The organism is Streptomyces sp. NPDC048424 (genome assembly GCF_040651555.1).
Classification (GTDB): domain Bacteria; phylum Actinomycetota; class Actinomycetes; order Streptomycetales; family Streptomycetaceae; genus Streptomyces.
This window is the reverse complement of the sequence record NZ_JBEZKE010000025.1, coordinates 1-21,112: the sequence shown is the minus strand read 5'-3', so window position 1 is coordinate 21,112 and position 21,112 is coordinate 1. Positions and strand designations below refer to the sequence as shown.

The window sequence follows — 21,112 nt, the reverse complement described above, 5'->3', positions numbered from 1 at the left end:
ACGGGCCGTCGATGGTCAAGGGCCCGGAACGAGCCCGCCGAGACGCCCGACCAGTTCTCCGAACGGCCCGTCGGCCGGCTCGTCGGCCAGGATCCGTACGAGGATCCCCGCCATCTCCGCGTCGTAGGCGGCGCTCACCGCGGCCAGCGCGGCGAAGTCGTGCACCAGCTGCAGTTCCAGCTCGGCCCGCGGGATCCGGCGCCCGTCCAGCCAGATCAGCGCGGTGGACTCGGCCAGCGACACCCAGGACCGCACCACGAGCTCCAGCCGCGCCGGGGGATCCTCCAGCCCGATGCCCAGGTGCGTGAGGATCTGCTCGTACGCCGCCTGCCGGACCTCGTCGATCATCGCGTTGGCCCGGCTGCTGCCGGCCGCCGGACCGCCCCGCATCAGCGCCGAGAAACCCGGCCCGTGGTCGTCGACGAACGCGAAGAACCGCCCCATCACCCGCAGCAGCCGCGCCCCGAGCGGCCCCTCCCGGGGCTCGACGAAGCGCGCCGCCAGCTCGTCGGCCGCCCGGCGCAGCGCGGCCTCGTACAGGCTCAGCTTGCCGGGAAAGTAGTGGTAGACGAGCGGCCGGGATATCCCGGCGGCCGCCGCGATCTCGTCGATCGACACATCGTCGGGCGACCGGTGGCTGAACAGCTCCAGGGCCACCCCGATCAGCTGCTGCCGCCGCTCCTCGACACCCATCCTGCGTCGCACCCCGGTTGTCATGCGGACACCCTACTGGGGAGCGTTCACAGGTCGAGGACGAGGCGGTCCCCCTTCGCGCGCGAGACGCACAACAGCATCGAGTCCGCCCGCTCCTGGTCCGTGAGGAGCTCGTCGCGGTGGTCCACCGCACCCGCCAGCACGCGGTGTTGGCAGGTCCCGCAGAAACCCTGCTCGCAGGAGTAGGGGGTGGCGGGCAGTTCCCGGCGCACCGCGGCCAGGGTGGTCTCGTCCGCGGCGACCTCGACGACCCGCCCCGAGCGGCGGAGTTCGACCGTGAAGGGGTGCGCCGGGCCGGGGGCCGCCGCCGGGGCGAAGCGTTCCAGGTGGACCGCCGCCGGGTCCGGGGCCGCCGCCGTGACGGCCAGCATCAGGGGCTCGGGGCCGCAGCAGTAGACGGGCGTGCCCGGCCCCGCCGTGGTGAGCGGTGTCAGGTCGGGCCGGCCCGCCTCGTCCTCCGGGACCACCGTGACCCGGTCCCCGTAGGCGGCCAGTTCCGCCAGGAAGGGCATCGAGGCGCGCGAGCGGCCCCCGTACAGGAGGGTCCAGTCGGCGCCGGCCGCCGTGGCGGCCCGGAGCATCGGCAGGATCGGGGTGATGCCGATGCCGCCCGCGACGAAGACGTACGAGGGCGCCGGGACCAGCTCGAAGCGGTTGCGCGGCGGGCGCAGCTCCAGTTCGGCGCCCTCGACCAGCTGCTCGTGCGCCTCGCGGGAGCCGCCGCGGCCGTCCTCGACCAGCCGGATCGCGATCGTGTACCGGCCGCCGTCCGCCGGGTCGCCGCACAGGGAGTACTGGCGGACCAGGCCCGAGGGCAGGGTCACGTCCACGTGCGCGCCCGGGGTCCACGCCGGGAGGTCCGGTGACTCCAGGGTCAGTTGCAGTACGCCCTCGGCCGGCTGCGTACGGGAGACGATCAGGGCGCGCAGCGCACGGCGCGGGGAGTGGCCCGAGACCGGTGTCTCCAGGGCCGGCAGGGGCCAGAGCGGGGATCTGCCGATGCGGCGGTTCAGGGCGCGCCGGGTCACCCAGGCGGCGCCCGCGACCGCCGTGACCGCGAGGGCGCGCCTCATGCCCGCACCCCGCCGTTCGCGCCGGGGGAGGCGGCCAGGTAGGCCACCGCCTGGGCCGTCGAGCCCTCCTGGGAGGGGTGGTAGGTGCGGGAGAGGTACTTCGGTATGGACTTCAGCATGGCGCCGCTGGTCGGCAGGACCCCCTGCCGCCCCGCCCGGAAGAACTGCCCGAAGGAGGCCTTGGCGGCGTCCAGGTGCGGGTCGTTCTCCATGAAGAAGCGGACCCCGCGCTGCCACAGGAAGACCAGCGCCGTGAAGGCGGTGGCCCAGGTCCGGGCCCGGCGGCGGTAGTTGCCGTCCACGTGCATGAAGAGGTCGAAGGCCACCGAGCGGTGCTCGACCTCCTCGGCCCCGTGCCAGCGCAGCAGGTCCAGCATGGTGGGGTCGGCGCCCCGCCGGTCCAGGGCCTCGGCGTTCAGCACCCAGTCGCCGAGGAACGCCGTGTAGTGCTCGATCGCCGCGATCATGGCGACCCGCTCCATCAGCCACCAGTGCCGGGCCCGGCCCGGTGGGAGGGTGCGGTCGCCGAGCAGCTTCTCGAACAGCCAGTCCACCTGCGCGGTGTACGGGGTGGGGTCCAGCCCGAGTCGCTTCAGGTGGGGGAGTACGTCGTCGTGCGCGGCGGCGTGCATGGCCTCCTGGCCGATGAAGCCGACCACGTCCGCCCGCAGCCGCTCGTCCGTGATGTGGGGGAGCACCTGCTTGTAGACGTGCACGAACCAGCGCTCACCCGCGGGGAGCAGCAGGTGCAGCACATTGATCATGTGCCCGGCGAAGGGTTCGCCGGGCAGCCAGTGGAGCGGGGTGTCCTCCCAGCCGAAGGACACGTTCCGGGGCCTCAGGTCCACGTGTTCCGACGCCACGGGGGCGGGCGCGAGCGGCGTATTAGACATGGCGTCAATGTACTGATGGGTACAGGGGGTGAGAAGCCCCCTGCGCCGACTTCTCGCGCCCGCGCCCGACCGCCACCGCTGGACGGTGGCGGTCGGGGGTGGTCGGTGGCGGGCGGTGGGCTAGCGCCCTGTGCTTCCGCTCACGAGCGCCCACTCGCGGTTCAGGGTGCCCAGCGGGATCTTGCGCTCGAAGAGGGGCGTGCCGAACAGGGACAGCTGGAGGTGGAGGTTGCCGCTCAGGTCGAACCCGCCGTACAGCGCCCAGGCGCCGCTGACGGAGGTCTTGCCGTCGCTGGACGCGCTCGCCTTGACGTCGGCCTCGCCGCGCAGGTACGGGGCGAAGTCGGCGGTGACGCCGACGGCGCCGTAGAGGCCGACGGACGCCTCGGCGCCGAGCGCGCCCTTGACCTTGCCGGAGGCGGTGACGGTCGCCGTGACCGGCGTGCTCTTGACGTTGGACTGGCTGACCGGCGTCCAGCCCTTGCCGACGGCGTAGCTGCCGCCGACCTTGAAGTCGCCCTTGACGTCCTGCTGGACGTCGAGGGTCACGCGGCCGTCGGCCTCCACCTGGATGTAGCAGGTCAGTTCGAGGTTGACGACGACCGGAACCGGGCCGACCTGGATGACCGGAGAGCTGTGCAGCTTGGCGAAGGGGATCCGCTTGGGGGCCCCGGTGCTCGCGGCGGCGCGGCCCTGGAGCTTCCACTGCGAGGACCAGTCGCCGCTCATCCCGAGGAAGGCGCCGCGCGGGCCGGCGCCGCCGCCCGGGGTGCCGTCGTACGAGAACTCGACCTGCGGGGCGAGCTGGACGAAGCCGGTCACCGAGGCGCCGGCCGAGGCGGGGCCGTCCGGGGCGGTGTCGACGGAGGCGTCGACGTCGAGCCGCAGGTTCCCGAGCGGCAGCTTCGCGCCCTGGGGGCCGAACTTCAGACCCTGGCTCTTGGCCCAGGAGAAGGTGACGCCCTTCATCAGGGGCTCGACGATGACCGAGGACGGGTCGACGGGAACCTTGCCGTCCGCCTTGTCGTCGCCCAGGACGGAGTTCAGCGTCGTGGCGGCGGTCTTGACCTCGGTGCCCTTGTCGGTCTTGCCGACGACCTCGGTGACCTTGGCGAGCAGGCCGTTCGGAGCGCCCGGCGCCGGGGCGCTGGCGATGACGTCGCCCGCCGCGACGGGCTTGGCGGCGGCCTCGGGGGACTTGCCCGGGGACGGCGTGCGGGTGGGGCCCTCGGGGGCCGTGGATATGACGGCCCGTCCGCTCTCCTTGTCGTAGGAGGCGACCTTCAGCGAGGACTTCTCGGTCTTGCCCTTTCCGTCGCCGCGGGACACGGCGGCCGGTGTGGGCGATCCCTGCGGCGCCGCGGCCACGTCGAGCTGCTGCGACGTGCCGTCGCCGGACGGGGCGAGGGTGGCGGGGGCGGCCGGTTCGGCGGCACGGGTGTGGGGTGTGGAGGAGCAGCCGGTGGCGGCGAGCGCGAGGGCGGTCAGGCCGGGGAGGAGGAGGCGGCGGGCGAGCATGCGCACGTGGTTGACCTTCAGGCGGGTGAGGGGTGTGGGGGATTACCGGGCGGTAACCGGAATCCGATCATGCCATGTGCACGCTACGACCGTCATGTCCGGATCCCGCCAACTCCGCGACCGCGCTTGGTCGTTGAATCTTCACCCGCCGCCGTGTCCCGGCCCGTCCCGCCTGCGTGCGCGGCGTCCCCGCCTACCGCAGCGTTCCGCCTACGCCTACCGCAGCGTCCCCGCCTTCGTGCCGTCCGTGAGCTTGCCCGACAGGTCCACCTGCGCGCCGGCCGGCGCCTTGACCGCGAGTCGGTTGCCGTTCGCGGACCCGCTCACCCCGCCGCCCGACACCGACAGCGAGGCGAACTGCGCACTGCCCGCCGCCAGTACGTACCACTGGCCCGCACGCGACTTCCACAGCACGCCCGCCAGCACCCGCGGCTCCCGCGGCCCGCACGCCGCGGACCCCTCGGACTTGGCCGCCTGCGCCGCCACCGCCCCGCCCGGGGCCAGGAACTGCGCCTGCACCCGGTCCGCCGCGCCCTGCCAGGTCTCCGCCCGCGTGCAGAGCCAGGTCGCCGTACCGTCGCCCTCCGGCAGCGGCTGCTTCGCGTACGTCCAGGCGTTGACCGTACGGACCCCGTGCGAACGGACCGAGGGCAGCAGGCAGGCGATCTTCGACCAGTCGCCCAGTTCCGCGGCCTCCGTAACGTCGCGCTCGGCGCCCGGAGCGCCCGACGTCAGCCGGGCCGGGGTCAGTTCGCCGAGGTCGGTGATCAGCCGGGTGGTGCCGTCGCCGGTCAGGGCCAGCGCGTTCCAGCTCGTACAGCTGCCAGCCGGGGCCGGGCCCGCCACCGGCGGGGTCACCCCGTCCGGGGCCGGCTTCAGCACCGCCGCCGGGGTGCCGGGCTTGAGGAGGTCCCGCAGGGAGACGCCGGTGACCCAGGGCGCGGTGAGGTAGCGGACGTTGCCGTCGACCCGGCTGAGCACCAGCGCGGTCGCGGTGTCGGCCGAGGCGCCGTCGGTCCGGGCGAAGTCGAGGGCGGCGCCGGCGGTCCCGGTGCGCGGTTCGGCGTAGCGGACCACCCGCAGGCCGTCGTGGAACAGGACCACGACGGCCTGGTCGACGGTGCCCGCGAACAGCAGCTGCGCCGGTCCCATCGGCGGACCGGCGGGGCTCCCCGGGGTGGCCGAGACGACCACGGAGGAGCCGGGCCGGGCCCAGACGGCCAGCGCCCGGCGCAGCAGGGCGGCGTCGTCGGCGCGGTCCCCGCGGGCGGGCCAGGTGGAGAAGTCCGTACGGGAGGACGTGTGCCAGAGCGCGGGCGCGGCCCGGACCAGCTTCCCGGGATCCAGGGCCTGCTCGGCCGCGGCGTTGCGCGAGTACAGCGGGGCCGCGGCCCCGTCCGAGCCCCAGCCCCCGCCGGGCAGCGCGAGCAGCGCCCCGCACACGGCGAGGGCGGCCGCGGCGGCCAGCGCGGCCCGGCCGAGCCGGCGCCGCCGCAGCAGGTCGGTGGGCCGGGCCTGGAGCACGCAGGGGTCGAACTCGGGGGAGGCGAACAGGGAGTCGTTCGCCGGATCCCCGGACTCCGCGACGGCGGCGGCCGGGTCCGGGACCCCGGCCTCGTCGAGCACCCGGAGCACCTCCGGCTCGGGCAGCCGTTCCAGGGCCCGCAGCACGCAGGCGGCCCGGCCGGGCCCGTCGAGGGTGGCCAGCCACTGGTCGAGGGCGAGCTCCTCGGCCCCGCCCGAGCGGGGGAACAGCCGCAGCCCCCACACCTGGGGGAGCAGCGGTGGGAGCTGCGCGCGCCGGGGGAGCGCCCGGAAGGTCAGCGGGATCCCCGCCTCCAGGGCGGCGCGCAGCACGCGCAGCCGGACGTAGGCGTAACCGGAATCGTCCGCGCCGGCCCGCTGGCCGGGGACCCCTCCCTGCACGGCCGCCGCGGCCGCCGCCGTGTCCCGCCGCCCGCGCGGCAGCGCCCGCTGGACCAGCGAGTGGGCGGTGAGCACCCGCCGGTTGCGGCCGAGGGCGGGCGGCAGCACCAGATAGGCGAGCCGCACCAGCCGCGGGTAGTGCTCGACGATCGCGGCTTCGGCCTGCTCGACGTCCGGCGGCACGGGAGATGCGGGAGGCAGGGGGCGGGTGGCGGTATCCGGCGCAGTCACGTTCAGCAGAACGAGCGAATCGTCGGATGGTCACCCGTCCGGAGGGGTCCCCTTCGAGTGCACTGTCCCGGGGTACGGGGTCAGGCCACCAGGCGGGCGCGCAGCGCGTCGACGGTCTCGTCGGGGACGCCGAGCCCCTCGCGCACGTACTTCTCCATGGAGCCGTAACGCGTCTCCACCTCGTCCAGCGCCGCCTCCAGGTACGAGGGGAAGACGCCGATCAGCGCGAGCGCGATGTCCGGGTCCCCGCCGGCGGCGGTGAAACCCTCGATCATCGGGGCGAAGGCCTGCTTCACCGCGGGGTTGACGGAGAGGTATTCGGCCATCAGGGTCTCGTCGTCCGCGCCGAGCAGCGTCAGGATCACCGTCGCGCCCCAGCCGGTGCGGTCCTTGCCGGCCGTGCAGTGGAAGAGCAGCGGGCCCGCCGACGGGTCGGCGGCCTCGGTGAGCAGCATCCGGTACGCGGCCTGCGCGGAGACGGAGTTCACGAAGGACCGGTAGGTCTCGGCGAACAGCGCCTGGGCCTTGCCGCCGCCCAGGTGCTCCTCGGCCACCGCCGGGTCGGACAGCAGGTCCTTGAGCTGCGAGGCGGCGGGCTTCTTGCCGGCCTCCCGCAGCTTGTCCGCGAGGACGTCGCCGACCAGCAGCCGGGCCCCGTCGGGTATCCGGTCGGGGTGGTCGGCGCGCTCGGCGTCGGTGCGGAAGTCGATGACGGTCCGCACGCCCAGGGCGGCCACCACCGGATCGGCGTCGAGGTCGAGCCGGTCGAGCTGGCCGGAGCGCAGCACCAGGCCGGGGCGGACGGTGCGGCCGCCGGCGAGCGGGGTGCCACCGAGGTCGCGGAGGTTGGCGACGGTGGTGGAGGGGGTGGCGGTCATCGTGGCGGCTCCAGCGGTACGGTCATGCGGCGATTCAGGCAATTTTCTGATGTTTCGTCCCGGAAAGACAATCGAGGGCCAGCGAGACCCCGATGCCGATCCCGAGCGCGGCCAGGTGGCCGGCGTCGGTGAAGGTGCGCCCGCGCTTCACCACGGGCGCCGCGGCGAGCACGAGCAGACCGGCCCGGGCGGCCGTACGGACCCTCCCGCGCGGCAGGGCCGAGGTCAGCGCGCCGAGCACGGCGTTGAAGCCGTAGCTCGTCCCCACGTCCAGGGAGCGCCGGGTCTGCGGATCGGTCGTCCTGCGCAGGGCGCCGTACACGAGGAGGGTCGCCGTGGCGTGCCCGAACAGGAACACCGCGGCCGTCCACCAGGCGCCGTACGCGTACTCGGCGTACCCGAGGACGGCGACGAGCAGCAGGGCGTAGGGCAGGGGCATCGGCTCCTCGACGACGACGGCGCTGCTCAGCAGCGTCTCCCAGCGCCCGGCGGCGAGGTTGTCGACATTCGTCGAGCAGGTGCGGAGCAGCCGCTCCCGCTCGGCCGGCCCGATCCGCTCCAGGGCGTACGCCCCGAGCTGGACTCCGCCGGCGTACACCGCTCCCAGGGGAATTGCGTTCACGCACCCATGATCGGATACCGCCCTCTGGCGGACACCGGCGGGCCCCGTGCGAACATGTCTCGGCCATGTCTGAGAAATCCGCGCCCCTGCGCGCCACGCGGGCCGCGATATTCGCGGCGATGTGTGTCGCTTTGGGTGCGGCGGGGCATTCGTACATGTCCGGCACGGATGTTCCCCTGGCTGGCCTTCTGAGTGCTTTCGCCGTGACCGGCGCGCTCGCCTGGCTCGCCGCCGGGCGGCGGCGCGGTCCCGTGGGCATCACCGCGGCCGTGCTCTCCGTCCAAGGGGTGCTGCACCTCCTCTTCTCGGGCAGCCAGGCCGCGGGGCACGTCGCCGCCGCGCCCGCCGCGACGGAGGGGCACCACCACCACGTGCCCGCCGCCGAGGCGCAGATGACGAGTACGGCGGACATGGCGGGGATGCCGGACGCGGAGGGCATCGCCCACGCGGCCCGGGCGGCGGACGTCGCCGGGATGGCCGACGCGGCGGGGATCGCGGACGCGGCAGGGATCGCCGACGTCCCCGGGACCGCTGACATGGCGGGCATGGCCGACATGGCGAGCATGGCCGACGTGGCCGGGACGGCCGCCCACGGCGGCGCCGGGATGATCGCCGCACACCTGCTCGCGGGACTGCTCTGCGCCGCCTGGCTCGCGCGCGGCGAGGCCGCCGTCTTCCGGCTGGCCCGGGTCCTGGGAGCCGCCGCGCTGCACGCGGCCCGGCCGCTCGCCCGCGCACTCGCCCTGGTGCGGGCGCGGGTGGCCGCCGTACCGGTCCCGCCCGTCTTCCCCGCCCCCTACGAGCGGCCGCGCGGCCTGCGCGGGGCCGTGCACGCCCATGCCGTCGTGCGCCGCGGGCCGCCCGGGCCTGGGTCGTTCCCCCGCTTCACGGCCCCCGGCCGTCCTGCTCGCGCCTGACCCGGCGCTCCCTCGGCAAGAGGGATGGCGAGACCTGGGGCCGATGTCCCCATGTCTTCGCCAACACCGAGGAACCCCCATGTCTCTTGACGAGGTTCAGGACGTCCGCACCCCGGACGCCGATCCAGCCGACATATCCAAGAGCCGCGGCGGCTGGTCCGCCTTGCGGCCGCTGCTCCTGCGCATGCACTTCTACGCGGGCCTGCTGATCGCCCCGCTGCTCTTCCTCGCCGCCGCCACCGGCCTGCTCTACGCGGCCTCCTGGCAGGCCGAGAAGATCGTCTACGCCGACGAGCTGACCGTCGCCCGCGTCGGCGAGAGCGCCCTGCCGCTCAGCGCCCAGGTCGCGGCCGCCAAGGGCGCCGCCCCCGAGGGCTCGGTCGTGTCCGTGTGGCCGGCCCCCGACGCCGAGGCCACCACCCGGGTGATCATGGAGAGCGAGGGGCTCGCGGAGGGCCAGACCCTCACCGTGTTCGTCGATCCGTATACGGCCGAGGTGCGCGGGCAGCTCGAAACCGCCGGTGACGCGCTGCCCCTGCGGGCCTGGCTGAGCGAGTTCCACTCCAGCCTCCAGCTCGGGGAGTTCGGCCGGAACTACAGCGAACTCGCCGCGAGCTGGATGTGGGTGGTCGCGCTCGGCGGTCTCGCCCTGTGGATCGGCCGCCGCCGCAAGCGGAAGGCGCAGCTCGTCCTCCCGGACCGCAAGGCCACCGGCCGCCGCCGCACGCTGTCCTGGCACGGGGCCGTCGGCCTGTGGGCCGTCGCCGGACTCGTCGTCCTCTCCGCCACCGGCCTGACCTGGTCCAAGTACGCCGGCGAGAACATCGGGCAGCTCCAGGACAGCCTGGGCGGGGCCACGCCCGCCGTCTCCGCGAAGCTGACCGCCGGCGCGGACTCCGGGTCCGACGAGCACGCCGGGCACACCATGCCCGACGGCACGCCGATGGCCCCGCCGCCCGCGCCCACCGCAGACGTCGGCCTCGACCAGGCCGTCGCCGCCGCCCGGGAGGCCGGAGTCACCGAGGCCGTCCGCGTGACCCTGCCCGCGAAGGGCAAGGGGTACGTGGTCAAGGAGCAGGACAAGCAGGTGCCGGTGCACTTCGACGCGGTCGCGGTCGACCCCGCCGACGGCCGGGTCATGGACGAACTGCGCTTCGCCGACTACCCCCTGCTCGCCAAGATGACCCGCTTCGGCATCGACCTGCACATGGGCCAGACGTTCGGCCTCGCCAACCAGATCGCGCTGGCCGCGCTCGCCGTCGCCGTGATGTTCCTCGTCTTCTGGGGCTACCGGATGTGGTGGCTGCGCCGGCCGACGAAGGACCGCAAGCTGTCCGTGGGCCGGGCGCAGCCGCGCGGCGCCTGGCGGAAGCTGCCGGTGACCACGATCCTGCCGCTGGTCGCGGTGACGGCCGTGGTCGGCTGGTTCATCCCGCTGCTCGGGATCAGCCTGGCCGTCTTCCTCGTGGTCGACGTCCTGCTGGGCTTCGTCGCGGGCCGCCGCGCCAAGGCGGCCGCTCCGGCCGCCCCGGCTGCGTGACCGCCTGACCGCCTGACCGTCCGACGCATGCGGGCCCGTACTCCACCCGGGAGTACGGGCCCGCCGCGTACGGTAGCCAAGGCCGGTCAGGGCGCGTACTTGTAGCCCACCCGGCGCACCGTCTGGATCGCACCGCGGTGGGACGCGCCCAGCTTGCGGCGCAGCCGGGCGATGTGGACGTCCACGGTCCGGCCGTCGCCGACGTGGCCGTAGCCCCAGACCGTGGTGACCAGCTGGTCCCGGCTGTGCACCCGGTGCGGATGCTGCACCAGGTGGGCCAGCAGCTCGAACTCCAGGTACGTCAGGTCGAGCACCCGGCCGTCGACCTCGGCGGTGCGCTGCGCCGAGTCGATGCGGACCAGGGCGTCACCCGCCGGTGCGGCCGCGGCCGCGGGCGGGGCCGGGACCGCGGCGGGCGCGGCCGGGGCGGCCACGGTGTGTGGGGCGAAGCCGATGGGCGGCTGCTGGTCGGCCGGTACGAGCACCAGGTAGCCGATCATCGGCGGCTGGCCGGGCAGCGTCGGCAGGGTGTGCTGGGGCGCGGGCAGCCAGGTGGCCCCCGGCGGGAGCAGGTCCACGACCCGAGCCACCTCGTCCCGGTCCACGGAACGCAGCCGGTGGCGCGGATGGGGCGGATAGGGCAGGGAGGCGGTCGCAGCGGAGGCGGCGGAGGTGAGGGTGCGGGTGTTCGCCATGAGTGGTCAGCTCTTTCACGCGGAAGGGTCGGCAGGGAGACGTACGTACGTCATCGATGTCGCACCGCGCAGACCGAAGGCCTGAGGGAAGGTCAGAGGGGAGTTCCCGGAGGCTTTAGAGGGCCGGCGCGTTCTTCGCGCGGCAACACTCCCGGTCGAAATCGTGATCCTGACGGGAGGGCCAGAACGGCTCGAGGTCGCTGCGACCTGACGAGGTGTGCGGGTGGCTGGCCATGGCCCCATTCAAGCAGATGTCATGTCCCCCGGGCAGGCCATGTCTCACATCATGGATCGGAATCTCATATTCCGCCGCAAACCCAAGCCAAACCGGTACATTCCCATCAACCCCCCAGCCGCTTAACCCAGTCCAACCCCACGACCCGTATCGCATCGTGGGCACTCCCACCCCACACCCACCCGAGCCCCACGCCGGCCCCTCACCCTCCGGTGCGGGCATCGAGCGTCGGTTCCTCCTCCACCGGGAGGTCCAGACGCCGCCAGGTGGGGCCGAGGTCCCAGGCCTTCTCCTGGCGGGCCCAGCGGGCCATGACCTCGACGACCTCGGCCGCCGTGGGCAGGTACGCCTGGAAGTGGCGGTCCGCGGAACCGTCCCGGTGCTCCAGCTGGTAGTCGTCCCCCGCGTCGTGCCACACCTGTATGTAGACGTCCGGGTCGGCGGTGAGGCGCTCGACGATCACGAAGTGGTCGCTGTCCGCGCCGATGCGCTCCACGAGTTGGGACAAAGTGCCGCGCGTGGGACGTTCGTAGGACTCGTCGCGCTCCGTCTGGATCCTGATCGCCATCATGGGCTCACCGTGGCACGGGGGACTGACAACGCCCGCCGGGCCTGTGGGGCCGGCGGGCGTTGGGTGGTGCGGGGGAGGCGGCGGTCAGACCAGGCCGTCCTTCTCCAGGCCGGTGCAGCAGGTGTCCGTGATGAGGCGGGTCACCACGTACGGGTCCACGTTCGCGTTCGGGCGGCGGTCCTCGATGTAGCCCTTGCCGTCCTTCTCCACCTGCCACGGGATGCGGACCGAGGCGCCGCGGTCCGAGACGCCGTAGCTGAACTCGTTCCAGGGGGCGGTCTCGTGCAGGCCGGTCAGGCGCTCGTCGATGCCGGCGCCGTAGTTCTTCACGTGGTCGAGCGGCTTGCTGCCCTCGCCCAGGGCCTCGCACGCGGAGATGATCGCGGGGTACTGCTCGCGCATCGCCTTCGTGGAGAAGTTGGTGTGCGCGCCCGCGCCGTTCCAGTCGCCCTTGACCGGCTTCGGGTTCAGCGTCGCGGAGACGTTGAAGTCCTCGGCGGTGCGGTAGAGCAGCCAGCGCGCGATCCACAGCTGGTCGGAGACCTCCAGCGGGCCGACGGGGCCGACCTGGAACTCCCACTGGCCGGGCATGACCTCGGCGTTGATGCCGGAGATGCTCAGGCCCGCCGCGAGGCAGTGGTCCAGGTGCTTCTCGACGATCTCGCGGCCGAAGATCTCGTCCGAGCCGACGCCGCAGTAGTAGCCACCCTGCGCGGCCGGGAAGCCGTTGACCGGGAAGCCGAGCGGGCGGGAACCGTCGAAGAAGGTGTACTCCTGCTCGATGCCGAAGATCGGCTCCTGCGAGGCGAACTTCTCGGCGACCGGACGCAGCAGCGCGCGCGTGTTCGACTCGTGCGGGGTCATGTCGATGTTCAGGACCTCGCACAGCACGAGGACGTCGTCCCCGCCGCGGATCGGGTCCGGGCAGGAGAACACCGGGTTGAGCACACGGTCCGAGGCGTGACCCTCGGCCTGGTTGGTGCTCGATCCGTCGAAGCCCCAGATCGGCAGCGCGTCGCCGTCCGAGAGGATCTTCGTCTTGGAGCGAAGCTTCGCCGTCGGCTCGGTGCCGTCGATCCAGATGTACTCAGCCTTGTAGCTCACGGGCCCCATCCTCAGACTCTGCGGGTGCTGCTGGTCGCTGCTTCTTCGCTGCGGTGATGACCGCAGCGTGCCCGCCCGCGATTTCCCTTCCGTTGCCCATGTGTGAACCCCGTGTTACCGAGGTTTACGCCGCAGGTCGGGTGGGCTGTGCGGGCCACGAGCGGGTCGGGGGTGGAACGCCCGTCCGGGTGGGGCAGACTGAGCGGGTGAGCATTTCGTCTGATTTGAACCCCATCGGAGAGCCCCGACCGCGGGTCGGACTGCTCGGCACCGGCCCCTGGGCGCACCGCACCCACGCGCCCGCCCTCGCCGCGCACCCCGGCTCCGACTTCGCCGGCGTGTGGGGCCGCCGGCCCGAGGCCGCGGCCGAGCTGGCGCGCGCGCACGACGTGAAGGTGTACGAAGACCCCGACCAACTGTTCGCCGAATGTGACGCCGTGGCCTTCGCCCTGCCGCCCGACGTCCAGGCCCCGCTCGCCGTGCGCGCGGCCGCCGCCGGCTGTCACCTGCTGCTCGACAAACCCGTCGCGACGACGGTCGAGGAGGCCAGGGCCGTCGCCGACGCGGCCGCCCGCCACGCCGTCGCCTCCGTCGTCTTCCTCACCCTGCGCTTCGCCGAGCCCACCGCAGGCTGGGTCGAGGAACAGGCCGCACGCTCCGGCTGGTTCACCGCGGGCGCGCACTGGCTCGGCGCCGTCTTCCCGCCCGACGGCACACCCAGCGCGTACGCCGACTCGCCCTGGCGCAAGGCCAAGGGCGGGCTGTGGGACGTCGGCCCGCACGCGCTCTCCGTACTCATCCCGGTCCTCGGCGAGGTCACCGAGGTCAGCGCCACCCGGGGCCCCTCCGACGTGGTCCAGCTGGCGCTGCGGCACACCTCCGGCGCGGCCAGCACCGCCGTCCTCAGCCTGGGCGCGCCGCGCGCGGCCGCCGGCGTGGGCCTGCAACTGCGCGGCACCGAGGGCGTGTACGAGCTGCCCGGCTGGAGCGACGTACCGGGGGCCTACGGCCGCGCCCTGGACGCGCTCCTCACCGCCGCCCGCACGGGCGTGCCGGATCCGCGCGGCGCGGAGTTCGGGGCCCGGCTGACGGAGATCCTCGCCGAGGCGGAGGCACAGCTCCCCGGGTGACGTGGGGCCGCGCGGCACGTGAGGGCCGCGCCAGGTGAGGGCCGCGGCAGCCGATGGCCGCGGCCCCACGGCCGCGCCGCTCGACGGCCGCCCTACTTGATGACCGCGTTCGCCACGATGATGGCCAGGCCGATGGTGGCGTCGGCCAGGCCGATCAGCAGGGCCGAGGTCATCCGGTAGCCCACGCGCAGCGCCACGACCGAACCCCACGCGAACAGCAGCGCGGTGTTCAGGCCGAGCCCGACGGCGGTCACCCCGTAGGAGTCCCAGTCGACGAGCCCGGAGACGACCAGCAGCAGCACGGTGGGGAGGGTGGCCGCGATCATCGGCCACTCGTGCCACAGCGCCAGGACCAGCAGCCGCCACCGGTGTGAGGCGGAGTCCTTCCGGTGGGAGGCCATGTGGTGCGCGTAGCCGTGCGCGAGCGCGGCCGTGGCCGCCGTGACGAGCACCCAGCTGGCGTCGTAGAAGGGGGTGAAGTCCCCGCCCTTCTGGTCCAGCGCGGCCAGCAGACCGCTGGCCAGGACCGTCCCGTACACCCCGCCGAACATCCAGTCGGCCCCCCGCCGCCGCGGCGCGACAGGATCTGCGCCGGGGCCGGTCTGCGGCTGGGGCTGCTGCTGCTCGTTCACGACGGGTCCTTTGGTGTGCTTCGTCCAGCTTTGGTACGCAAGCCACCCTACGAGGTGCCGGGTGGGGGCGAGATGAAGGCCGCCGCGCCCGCCCCCGCGAACACGGCGTGGGTGGCCGTCAGGAAGCGGCGTACGGTGTCCCGTTCGGCGGGGTCGAAGCCGTCGAGCACCTGGAGCACCCCGTCGATCAGGGGGCCGAAGAACTCGCGGCCCAGACGGATCGCCGCCGGCTCCACCCGCAGCAGGATCCGCCGCCGGTCTCGCTCGTCGCGGACCCGGGCCACGTGGCCGAGCCGCTCCAGCCGGTCGATCACGGCGGTGGTGCCGGCCGAGTTGAGGCCGAGCCGGGCGCCCAGCAGGCCGGCCGTGGCCGGCTCGTCCGCGCGGGCCGCGTCGAGCAGGCAGATCAGCGCCCGTACGTCGGTGGCGTGCATGCCGTTGCGGGCGGCGAACTCCGCCTGGCGCAGACCGAACTCGACGGTCACCGCCCGCAGGAGGTGCACCAGCCGAAGGTTGTCGGGTTCCTGGTTGTCGGTCACATCGCCTCCGTCTAGGATCTCTCGCTGAGCGAGATTATCGCCCAGCGAGACATTGGAGCCCGCCATGTCCCCCGCCCGGCCACGGACGTCCTCCTTCCGCGCCGCCTACGACGAGGCGCTCGGCCAGTGGCCCGGGCCCGTCGAATCCGTCGACGTGCCCACCCCGTACGGGAGCACCCGCGTCAACAGCTGCGGCCCGGCCGACGCCCCGCCGCTGGTGCTGCTGCCCGGCGGCGGGTCCACCTCCACCGTGTGGGGCGCCCTCGCCGCCGCCGGGGCCGCCCGCACGCACCGGATGCACGCCGTGGACCTGGTGGGCGGCCCCGGGCTCAGCGTCCCCGCGCCCGGGCGGGCGATCCGGTCCGTTCCGGACCTGGTCGGCTGGCTCGACGCGGTCCTCGACGGGCTCGGCGCGCACGGGCCGGTGGTGCTCGGCGGCCACTCGTACGGGGCGTGGATCGCCGCCCACTACGCCGCCGCGCGGGCGGCCCGGCTCGGCCGCCTCGTGCTGATCGACCCCACCCAGGTCTTCGCCGGGCTCCGCCCCGGGTACGTGCTGCGCGCGCTGCCCGCGCTGGTGCGGCCCACCCCGGAGCGGATCCGCTCCTTCCTCGCCTGGGAGAGCCGAGGAGCCGCCCTCGACCCGGCCTGGCTGCGGCTGCAGGAGGAGAGCGCCGGCTTCCCCTCCGTACGCCCGGTCACCGGGCCGCGCCCGGCCGTGGCCGCGCTCGGGGGGACGCGGGTGGAGGTCCTGTTCGCGGAGCGGGCCCGCTGCCACGACGGCGGCGGCGCGGCTCGGGCGGCCCGTACGGCGCTGCCGGGTGCGTGCGTCGAGGTGCTGCCCGGGGTCGCGCACCACGCGCTGCCCCTGACGGCCGCCGCCGAGCTCGCCCGCCGCCTGTAACCGGGGCCCCGCCCCGCACCCCGCGCCTCAATCGCCGGCGAGGCTGAATCTGGTGCGGCTGCAATACCGGGCTCCGCCCCGAACCCCGCTCCTCAATCGCCGGAGGGGCTGAATACGGTGCGGCGAGACTGGAGTGGTGCGGCGAAGCCGGAGGTGGTGCCGCGAAGCCGGACGGTGCCGCTCAAAGATCGGGGCTCCGCCCCGGACCCCGCGCCTCAAACGCCGGCGAGGCTGAATTTGGCGCGCCCGGCCCCGCCCCAACCGGCCCCCCCGCCCGCTCGGCCTCGGCACAACCGGCCCCGCCCGTACCCCGCCCGAGCGGCGCAGCCAACCGGCGCCCGACCCCGCCACAACCGGCCCCCACCGCACCCGGCCCGAGCGGCGCAGCCAATCGGCGCACACCCCTGCCGAACCGCCGGAGGCAACCCGCTAGGCCGGCCCGGTCCAGTCGAAGGTGATGTGCTTGCTGGAGCGGCCTTCGCGGCTCCAGAAGAAGCCGTGGGCGTCGGCGCGGTCCGCCGTCGAGCGGCCCCAGGTCGCGACCTGGCCCGGTCCGGTCTCCGCACCCGGCAGGTTCGTCGACTGGACGCGCGCACCCTCCGGGGTCGTGGGTCCCGTGAGCGCGGCCGCGCTCGCCTCGACCCGGCCCGGTACCACGGCCCGCCAGCTCGCGAGGTCGTCGGCGACCTCGATCTCGATGGGGGCGAACTCCATGCCGCGCATTTCGCCGCCCATCATGGTCACCATCTCGGCGGGCCAACCGCCGGCCTGCCCGCCGAAGATCATCTGCAGGGCCTCGCGCTGGGGGCCGTCGGCACGCTCGTCGACGAAGACCGCGGCGTACGTGTCCGTGTGCTCGGCCCAGATGTTGCCGACGAACGAGGCCAGCATCAGGACGTTCAGGCCGTCCAGCCCTACGTCGCCGTAACGGCCTTCGCGGATGTGCCAGGCCAGGATGCCGTCGCAATCGCCGTGGGTGGGCAGCTGTGCGAACGAGCAGGGGCAGGGCACGTCGCACTTGCAGGTGTCGAACCAGTCGCCCGCCGCGTGCCACCGGGGAACGGTCGCCGTCGTCTCGGACATCTCCCTGCCTCCTCGTGACCGTGCCGGGACGTCGGTCTCGGGAGGACGGCGGAGCCCCCGGGAACCATCGCCGGCCCACGCCCGGGTCGTACGGGTATGCACCCCGATTGTCCCACCGCAGGGGTCACCCGGAGGAGATGTGTTCCAGGTACACGCGTACACACGAACACGCGTACACACGTTCCCGCGCGCACGCAGGTCCGCCGTGATGTGCTGGAGGTGTGCGCCTCGACCGGAAGGCCCTGTCACCCCCTCTGCGTCCGGCGAATCTGCTGTCGGCCCGACAGCTCGCGTTCGCCTGGTCGGTGATGGCGTCGATCGCCCTCCTCGCCTGGGTGCTGGTGGTCGACCAGGCCCGTGACGTGGGGGTCGAGCCGGGAACCATGGGCATGGGCGTCCCGCTGTTCCTGCTGCTGTGGCTGGTCATGATGATCGCCATGATGTTCCCGTCGGTGGCCCCGGTGGCCCTCACCTGGGCGCGGACCATCGGGCGCCAGTCACCCACGGGAGTCGTACGGGTGGCTCGTACCGCCCAGTTCGCCGTCGGGTACCTGCTGGCCTGGACGGCCTTCGGCCTGATCGCCTACGGGCTCCTCGCCGGGACCGGGGCCCTGGTGGACGAACACCCCGGCGCCGGGCGCTGGATCGGCGCCGGCGCGTTCCTGCTCGCCGGGCTGTACCAGTTCGGCCCGTGGAAGGACCTCTGCCTGCGGCACTGCCGGAGCCCGATGGGTCAGCTCGTACGCTACGCGGGCTTCCGGCCCCGGGCCCGCGATCTGCGGGTCGGGGCGCACCACGGGGCGTACTGCGTGGGCTGCTGCTGGGGGCTGATGGTCGTGCTCGTCCCGCTGGGCGTCATGAACGTCCTGGCGATGGCCGCGGTGGCCGTGGTGATCTTCGTGGAGAAGCTCTGGCGGCTGGGCCCCGTCTTCTCGCAGGTCGTCGGGGCCGCCTTCCTCGTACTGGCGGTACTGAGCCTCTTCCAGCCCTGGCTGCTGCCGGGCCTGATCCCGACGCAGTCGCCCATGACGGAGATGCTCCGGACCTAGGGCTTGCGGGAGAGGGCCTCGCGGATCGCTTCCTCCGAGCGGGCGACCACGGCCGAGCCGTCCTCCGCGGTGATGATCGGGCGCTGGATCAGCTTCGGGTGCGCGGCCAGGTGGGCGATCCACTGCCCGCGCGCCGCGTCGGTCGCCTCGCGCGGCAGCTCCCGTACGCCGGTCTCCTTGGCCAGCGGGTCCGAGGTGCGCGTGATGTCCCACGGCTCCAGCCCGAGCCGGCCGAGCACCTCGCGGATCTCGTCCTCGGAGGGCACGTCCTCCAGGTAGCGCCGCACGGTGTACTCGGCGCCCTCGGCGTCCAGCAGGGTCAGTGCGCTGCGGCACTTGGAACAGGCGGGATTGATCCAGATCTCCATGCCGCCAACCCTAACCAGGGCCGGTCTGGCCAGGGGCTTTTGTCAGTGGTCCCCGGTAAAATCGAGGAAGAACGACAGGAAGCCAACTACCGTTTGGGAGGCTGTAGATGGCCACTGCCACCACCGTCCAGCCCGTCAAGAAGAAGCCGCTGCCGGCGGGCCTGCCCCGCGAGTGGTACGAGAGCCACAACCGCCGCCTGAAGGCGATGCGGCTGGCGATATCCCTGCTCGACTCGGGGACGTACGACCCCCGGCGCGCCACCAACCGGAAGATCCGGACGATGGCCGTCCGGACGGGGATCCACCGGCCGTCGAACGTCACCTGCAAGATGGTGCGCGCGTTCATCAAGGAGTCGTAAGCCGGGCCTGCCGGGGGTGCCAGGGCATCCGCCGCTCATCCCGATCCGTCCAGGGAGAGCAGCAGCAGGGCCACGTCGTCGCGCGGACCGCCGTCCGTGAAGGCCGCGAGGTCCCGCCACACCGCCCCGACCAGGCCGCCCGGGTCCCGTGCCAGCACGGGCACCCGGGCGGCCAGGGGGTAGAAGTGCCCCGCCGCGTCCCGGGCCTCGGTCACGCCGTCGGTGTGCAGCAACAGCTGGTCCCCGGGCCGCAGCGGCAGCTCCGCCACCGCCGGCGGCGGCCCCGCGAGCCCCAGACCCAGCGGCGGGCCCGGCTCCACCACCAGTTCCTCCACCACCGCCCCGCGCAGCCGCAGGGCCGGCGGATGCCCGCACGACACGATCCGTACGAGGTCCAGCCCGGGCGGGAACTCCAGCAGCACCGCCGTCGCGAACAGCTCCGGGTGCTCGACGGAAGCCGCCTTCGCGTCCGCCACCAGCCGCCGGTCCAGCCGGCCCGCGACCGCCGCCAGTCCGCGGTCGTCGATCACGCCCTCGCGGAAGGCCCCGAGCAGCGCCGCCACCGTGCCCACCGCCGCCAGGCCGTGCCCCTGCACGTCCCCGACCAGCGCCCGTACGCCGTACGGCCCGGCCCGTACGTCGTACAGGTCGCCGCCGACCAGGGTGCCGCGCTGCGCCGCCCGGTAGAGCCCCGAGCAGCGCACCGCGCCCACCCGCTCCGGCACCGGCGGGAGCACCGCCATCTGGGCCGCCTCGGCCACCGTCCGCACGCTGACCAGCTGGGCGTCCCGGCGCTGGCGGACCCAGGCGATCACCACGCTCAGCAGCCCGACGACGGCCACCGTGGCCAGGTCCGTGCCGCGGGCATGGCCGACGCCGAGGGCCGGCAGCCCCAGCAGCAGGAGGACGACGGCGGCGAAGACCGCGGTCCCGGCCGCCCCGTACGCAAAGGCGGCCACCGGGGGCAGGCCCGCCAGGAAGAAGCCCAGCTCGGCGCCCGGGGTGAGCGCCTGCGCGAGGACGAGCCCCACCAGGGCCGCCGCGGGCGCGATCCGGGCCCAGCGCGGCGGCGGCTCCCCGCGCAGCCTGCCAGGCTCCTCGCGTCCGCGTCTCACCCTTCCACCCTGGTACGCGGGCCCGGCCCGCGCACCCCGGACCGGCCCGCCGGGTGGCCTCGTACGGCCCGTGCCGGGAAAGTGGTGGCGTGACGGGAAACGAGGGCTCGCGGAAGGCGCCCAGCCGGGCGCACATCGAGGCGCACGGAACGGGCGACGGCACGCAGAGCGCCGCGATCAGCACCCGGCTCAACTGGCTGCGCGCGGGGGTGCTCGGAGCCAACGACGGGATCATCTCCACCGCCGGCCTCGTGGTCGGCGTGGCCGGAGCAACCACCTCCCGCTCCGCGATCCTGGCGGCGGGGGTCGCCGGACTGCTCGCGGGCTCCCTGTCGATGGCGGCGGGGGAGTACGTCTCCGTCAGCTCGCAGCGGGACTCCGAGCGGGCCGCGCTGGACCTGGAGCGGCGGGAACTGGCCGAGGAGCCGGAGGCGGAGCTCGACGAACTCACCGACCTGCTCGCCGAGCGGGGGCTGAGCCGGGGAGTGGCCCGGGAGGCGGCCGAGCAGCTGACGCGGCGGGACGCGCTGCGGGCGCACGCCCGGGTGGAGCTCGGGATCAACCCCGACGAGCTGGCCAACCCGTGGCACGCGGCCTTCGCCAGCCTCATCGCCTTCACGGTGGGGGCGGTGCTGCCGCTGCTGGCGATCCTCCTGCCGGGGCCGTCCGCGCGGGTACCGGTGACGGTGGTGGCGGTGGTCGCGGCGCTGACCCTGTGCGGGGTGCTCAGCGCACGGCTCGGCGGGGCGCCGCCGCTTCGCGCGGTTGCGCGGAACGTGGGTGGGGGCGCGCTGGCCATGGCCGTCACCTACGCGGTGGGCACCTGGCTCGGCACGACCTGAACCGGCCTCCGCCCGCCCTCGGGGCTCCGCCCCAGCCCCCGCGCCTCAAACGCCGGCCGATCCAGCCCCGCCGGCGTTTGTCACCGATGAGCAGCCTCACCCCGAACGGCGTGTCGACCACCTCGTAGAAATCCCCGCCGATACGGGCCTCCGCCGCCGCCGCGAGGTACAGCG

Annotated in this window: 22 protein-coding genes and 1 pseudogene; 7 read left to right on the top strand and 16 right to left on the bottom strand. The window is 74.0% G+C overall.

From position 1 onward, the window contains the following. Nucleotides 1–15 precede the first annotated feature (15 nt). From AB0D29_RS28780 to AB0D29_RS28750, 7 genes are all read right to left on the bottom strand, one after another. Entirely contained in the window at nucleotides 16–717 is a 702-nt protein-coding gene (locus AB0D29_RS28780) for a TetR/AcrR family transcriptional regulator (RefSeq protein ID WP_362858213.1), read from the bottom strand. Between the two features lie 23 nt (nucleotides 718–740). Next, nucleotides 741–1,787, bottom strand: coding sequence for a PDR/VanB family oxidoreductase (locus AB0D29_RS28775; RefSeq protein WP_362858212.1), 1,047 nt, complete (start codon nucleotides 1,785–1,787; stop codon nucleotides 741–743). After that, nucleotides 1,784–2,680 (bottom strand): metal-dependent hydrolase, encoded by an 897-nt coding sequence (locus tag AB0D29_RS28770; RefSeq protein WP_362858210.1) that lies wholly within the window; start codon nucleotides 2,678–2,680, stop codon nucleotides 1,784–1,786. Before AB0D29_RS28770 ends, AB0D29_RS28775 begins: the two co-directional genes overlap by 4 nt. Before the next feature lie 120 nt (nucleotides 2,681–2,800). Continuing rightward, entirely contained in the window at nucleotides 2,801–4,204 is a 1,404-nt protein-coding gene (locus AB0D29_RS28765) for a hypothetical protein (protein ID WP_362858209.1), read from the bottom strand. A gap of 210 nt (nucleotides 4,205–4,414) precedes the next feature. After that, complete coding sequence (locus AB0D29_RS28760; RefSeq protein WP_362858208.1) at nucleotides 4,415–6,355, bottom strand: hypothetical protein; 1,941 nt, start codon at nucleotides 6,353–6,355, stop codon at nucleotides 4,415–4,417. Between the two features lie 80 nt (nucleotides 6,356–6,435). Next, entirely contained in the window at nucleotides 6,436–7,233 is a 798-nt protein-coding gene (locus AB0D29_RS28755) for a tyrosine-protein phosphatase (protein ID WP_362858207.1), read from the bottom strand. A 34-nt stretch (nucleotides 7,234–7,267) separates the two neighbouring features. Continuing rightward, on the bottom strand, nucleotides 7,268–7,855 hold the full coding sequence (locus AB0D29_RS28750) for a rhomboid-like protein (RefSeq protein WP_362858205.1): 588 nt from the start codon (nucleotides 7,853–7,855) through the stop codon (nucleotides 7,268–7,270). A 203-nt stretch (nucleotides 7,856–8,058) separates the two neighbouring features. Here AB0D29_RS28750 and AB0D29_RS28745 point away from each other — a divergent pair, with 203 nt between their 5' ends. Then, nucleotides 8,059–8,772, top strand: a complete 714-nt coding sequence (locus AB0D29_RS28745) for a hypothetical protein (protein ID WP_362858203.1) — start codon at nucleotides 8,059–8,061, stop codon at nucleotides 8,770–8,772. A 79-nt stretch (nucleotides 8,773–8,851) separates the two neighbouring features. Then, on the top strand, nucleotides 8,852–10,312 hold the full coding sequence (locus AB0D29_RS28740) for a PepSY domain-containing protein (RefSeq protein WP_362858202.1): 1,461 nt from the start codon (nucleotides 8,852–8,854) through the stop codon (nucleotides 10,310–10,312). Between the two features lie 86 nt (nucleotides 10,313–10,398). Here AB0D29_RS28740 and AB0D29_RS28735 read toward each other — a convergent pair whose 3' ends face one another. The 3 genes from AB0D29_RS28735 to glnII all read right to left on the bottom strand — a co-directional run bounded on the left by AB0D29_RS28735 (nucleotide 10,399) and on the right by glnII (nucleotide 12,917). Continuing rightward, nucleotides 10,399–11,007, bottom strand: a complete 609-nt coding sequence (locus AB0D29_RS28735; RefSeq protein WP_362858200.1) for a winged helix-turn-helix domain-containing protein — start codon at nucleotides 11,005–11,007, stop codon at nucleotides 10,399–10,401. Between the two features lie 437 nt (nucleotides 11,008–11,444). Next, nucleotides 11,445–11,813 carry a hypothetical protein gene (locus tag AB0D29_RS28730; RefSeq protein ID WP_362858199.1) on the bottom strand — a complete coding sequence of 123 codons (369 nt, stop codon included), beginning with the start codon at nucleotides 11,811–11,813 and terminating at the stop codon, nucleotides 11,445–11,447. Between the two features lie 84 nt (nucleotides 11,814–11,897). After that, nucleotides 11,898–12,917: a glutamine synthetase gene (glnII, locus tag AB0D29_RS28725; RefSeq protein WP_362858198.1), complete on the bottom strand. Its 1,020-nt coding sequence runs from the start codon at nucleotides 12,915–12,917 to the stop codon at nucleotides 11,898–11,900. Nucleotides 12,918–13,129: 212 nt separating this feature from the next. On the opposite strand from glnII, the gene AB0D29_RS28720 reads away from it, so the two are divergent. After that, nucleotides 13,130–14,047: a Gfo/Idh/MocA family oxidoreductase gene (locus AB0D29_RS28720; protein WP_362858308.1), complete on the top strand. Its 918-nt coding sequence runs from the start codon at nucleotides 13,130–13,132 to the stop codon at nucleotides 14,045–14,047. 92 nt (nucleotides 14,048–14,139) lie between these two features. Here AB0D29_RS28720 and AB0D29_RS28715 read toward each other — a convergent pair whose 3' ends face one another. After that, a complete protein-coding gene (locus AB0D29_RS28715) occupies nucleotides 14,140–14,679 on the bottom strand; it encodes a hypothetical protein (RefSeq protein WP_362858197.1) in 540 nt (179 codons plus the stop codon). Between the two features lie 47 nt (nucleotides 14,680–14,726). Then, complete coding sequence (locus AB0D29_RS28710) at nucleotides 14,727–15,218, bottom strand: MarR family transcriptional regulator (protein ID WP_362858195.1); 492 nt, start codon at nucleotides 15,216–15,218, stop codon at nucleotides 14,727–14,729. 64 nt (nucleotides 15,219–15,282) lie between these two features. Here AB0D29_RS28710 and AB0D29_RS28705 point away from each other — a divergent pair, with 64 nt between their 5' ends. Next, nucleotides 15,283–16,122: an alpha/beta hydrolase gene (locus AB0D29_RS28705; protein WP_362858194.1), complete on the top strand. Its 840-nt coding sequence runs from the start codon at nucleotides 15,283–15,285 to the stop codon at nucleotides 16,120–16,122. 429 nt (nucleotides 16,123–16,551) lie between these two features. Here the strand turns inward: AB0D29_RS28705 and AB0D29_RS28700 are convergent, their stop codons facing one another. Continuing rightward, a complete protein-coding gene (locus AB0D29_RS28700) occupies nucleotides 16,552–17,205 on the bottom strand; it encodes a DUF1326 domain-containing protein (protein ID WP_362858192.1) in 654 nt (217 codons plus the stop codon). Between the two features lie 221 nt (nucleotides 17,206–17,426). Here AB0D29_RS28700 and AB0D29_RS28695 point away from each other — a divergent pair, with 221 nt between their 5' ends. Further along, complete coding sequence (locus AB0D29_RS28695; RefSeq protein ID WP_362858191.1) at nucleotides 17,427–18,254, top strand: DUF2182 domain-containing protein; 828 nt, start codon at nucleotides 17,427–17,429, stop codon at nucleotides 18,252–18,254. On the opposite strand, the gene AB0D29_RS28690 is transcribed toward AB0D29_RS28695, so the two are convergent. Further along, nucleotides 18,251–18,622 (bottom strand): ArsC/Spx/MgsR family protein, encoded by a 372-nt coding sequence (locus AB0D29_RS28690; protein WP_362858190.1) that lies wholly within the window; start codon nucleotides 18,620–18,622, stop codon nucleotides 18,251–18,253. The genes AB0D29_RS28695 and AB0D29_RS28690 overlap by 4 nt on opposite strands. Before the next feature lie 107 nt (nucleotides 18,623–18,729). Here AB0D29_RS28690 and AB0D29_RS28685 point away from each other — a divergent pair, with 107 nt between their 5' ends. Next, on the top strand, nucleotides 18,730–18,981 hold the full coding sequence (locus AB0D29_RS28685; protein ID WP_030707561.1) for a hypothetical protein: 252 nt from the start codon (nucleotides 18,730–18,732) through the stop codon (nucleotides 18,979–18,981). A gap of 35 nt (nucleotides 18,982–19,016) precedes the next feature. Here the strand turns inward: AB0D29_RS28685 and AB0D29_RS28680 are convergent, their stop codons facing one another. Next, nucleotides 19,017–20,096, bottom strand: coding sequence for a PP2C family protein-serine/threonine phosphatase (locus AB0D29_RS28680; protein ID WP_362858189.1), 1,080 nt, complete (start codon nucleotides 20,094–20,096; stop codon nucleotides 19,017–19,019). 134 nt (nucleotides 20,097–20,230) lie between these two features. Here AB0D29_RS28680 and AB0D29_RS28675 point away from each other — a divergent pair, with 134 nt between their 5' ends. After that, nucleotides 20,231–20,938 (top strand): VIT family protein, encoded by a 708-nt coding sequence (locus AB0D29_RS28675; RefSeq protein ID WP_362858307.1) that lies wholly within the window; start codon nucleotides 20,231–20,233, stop codon nucleotides 20,936–20,938. Between the two features lie 64 nt (nucleotides 20,939–21,002). Here the strand turns inward: AB0D29_RS28675 and AB0D29_RS28670 are convergent. Then, nucleotides 21,003–21,112 (bottom strand): annotated as a pseudogene (locus tag AB0D29_RS28670) (serine/threonine-protein phosphatase); the annotation flags it as partial.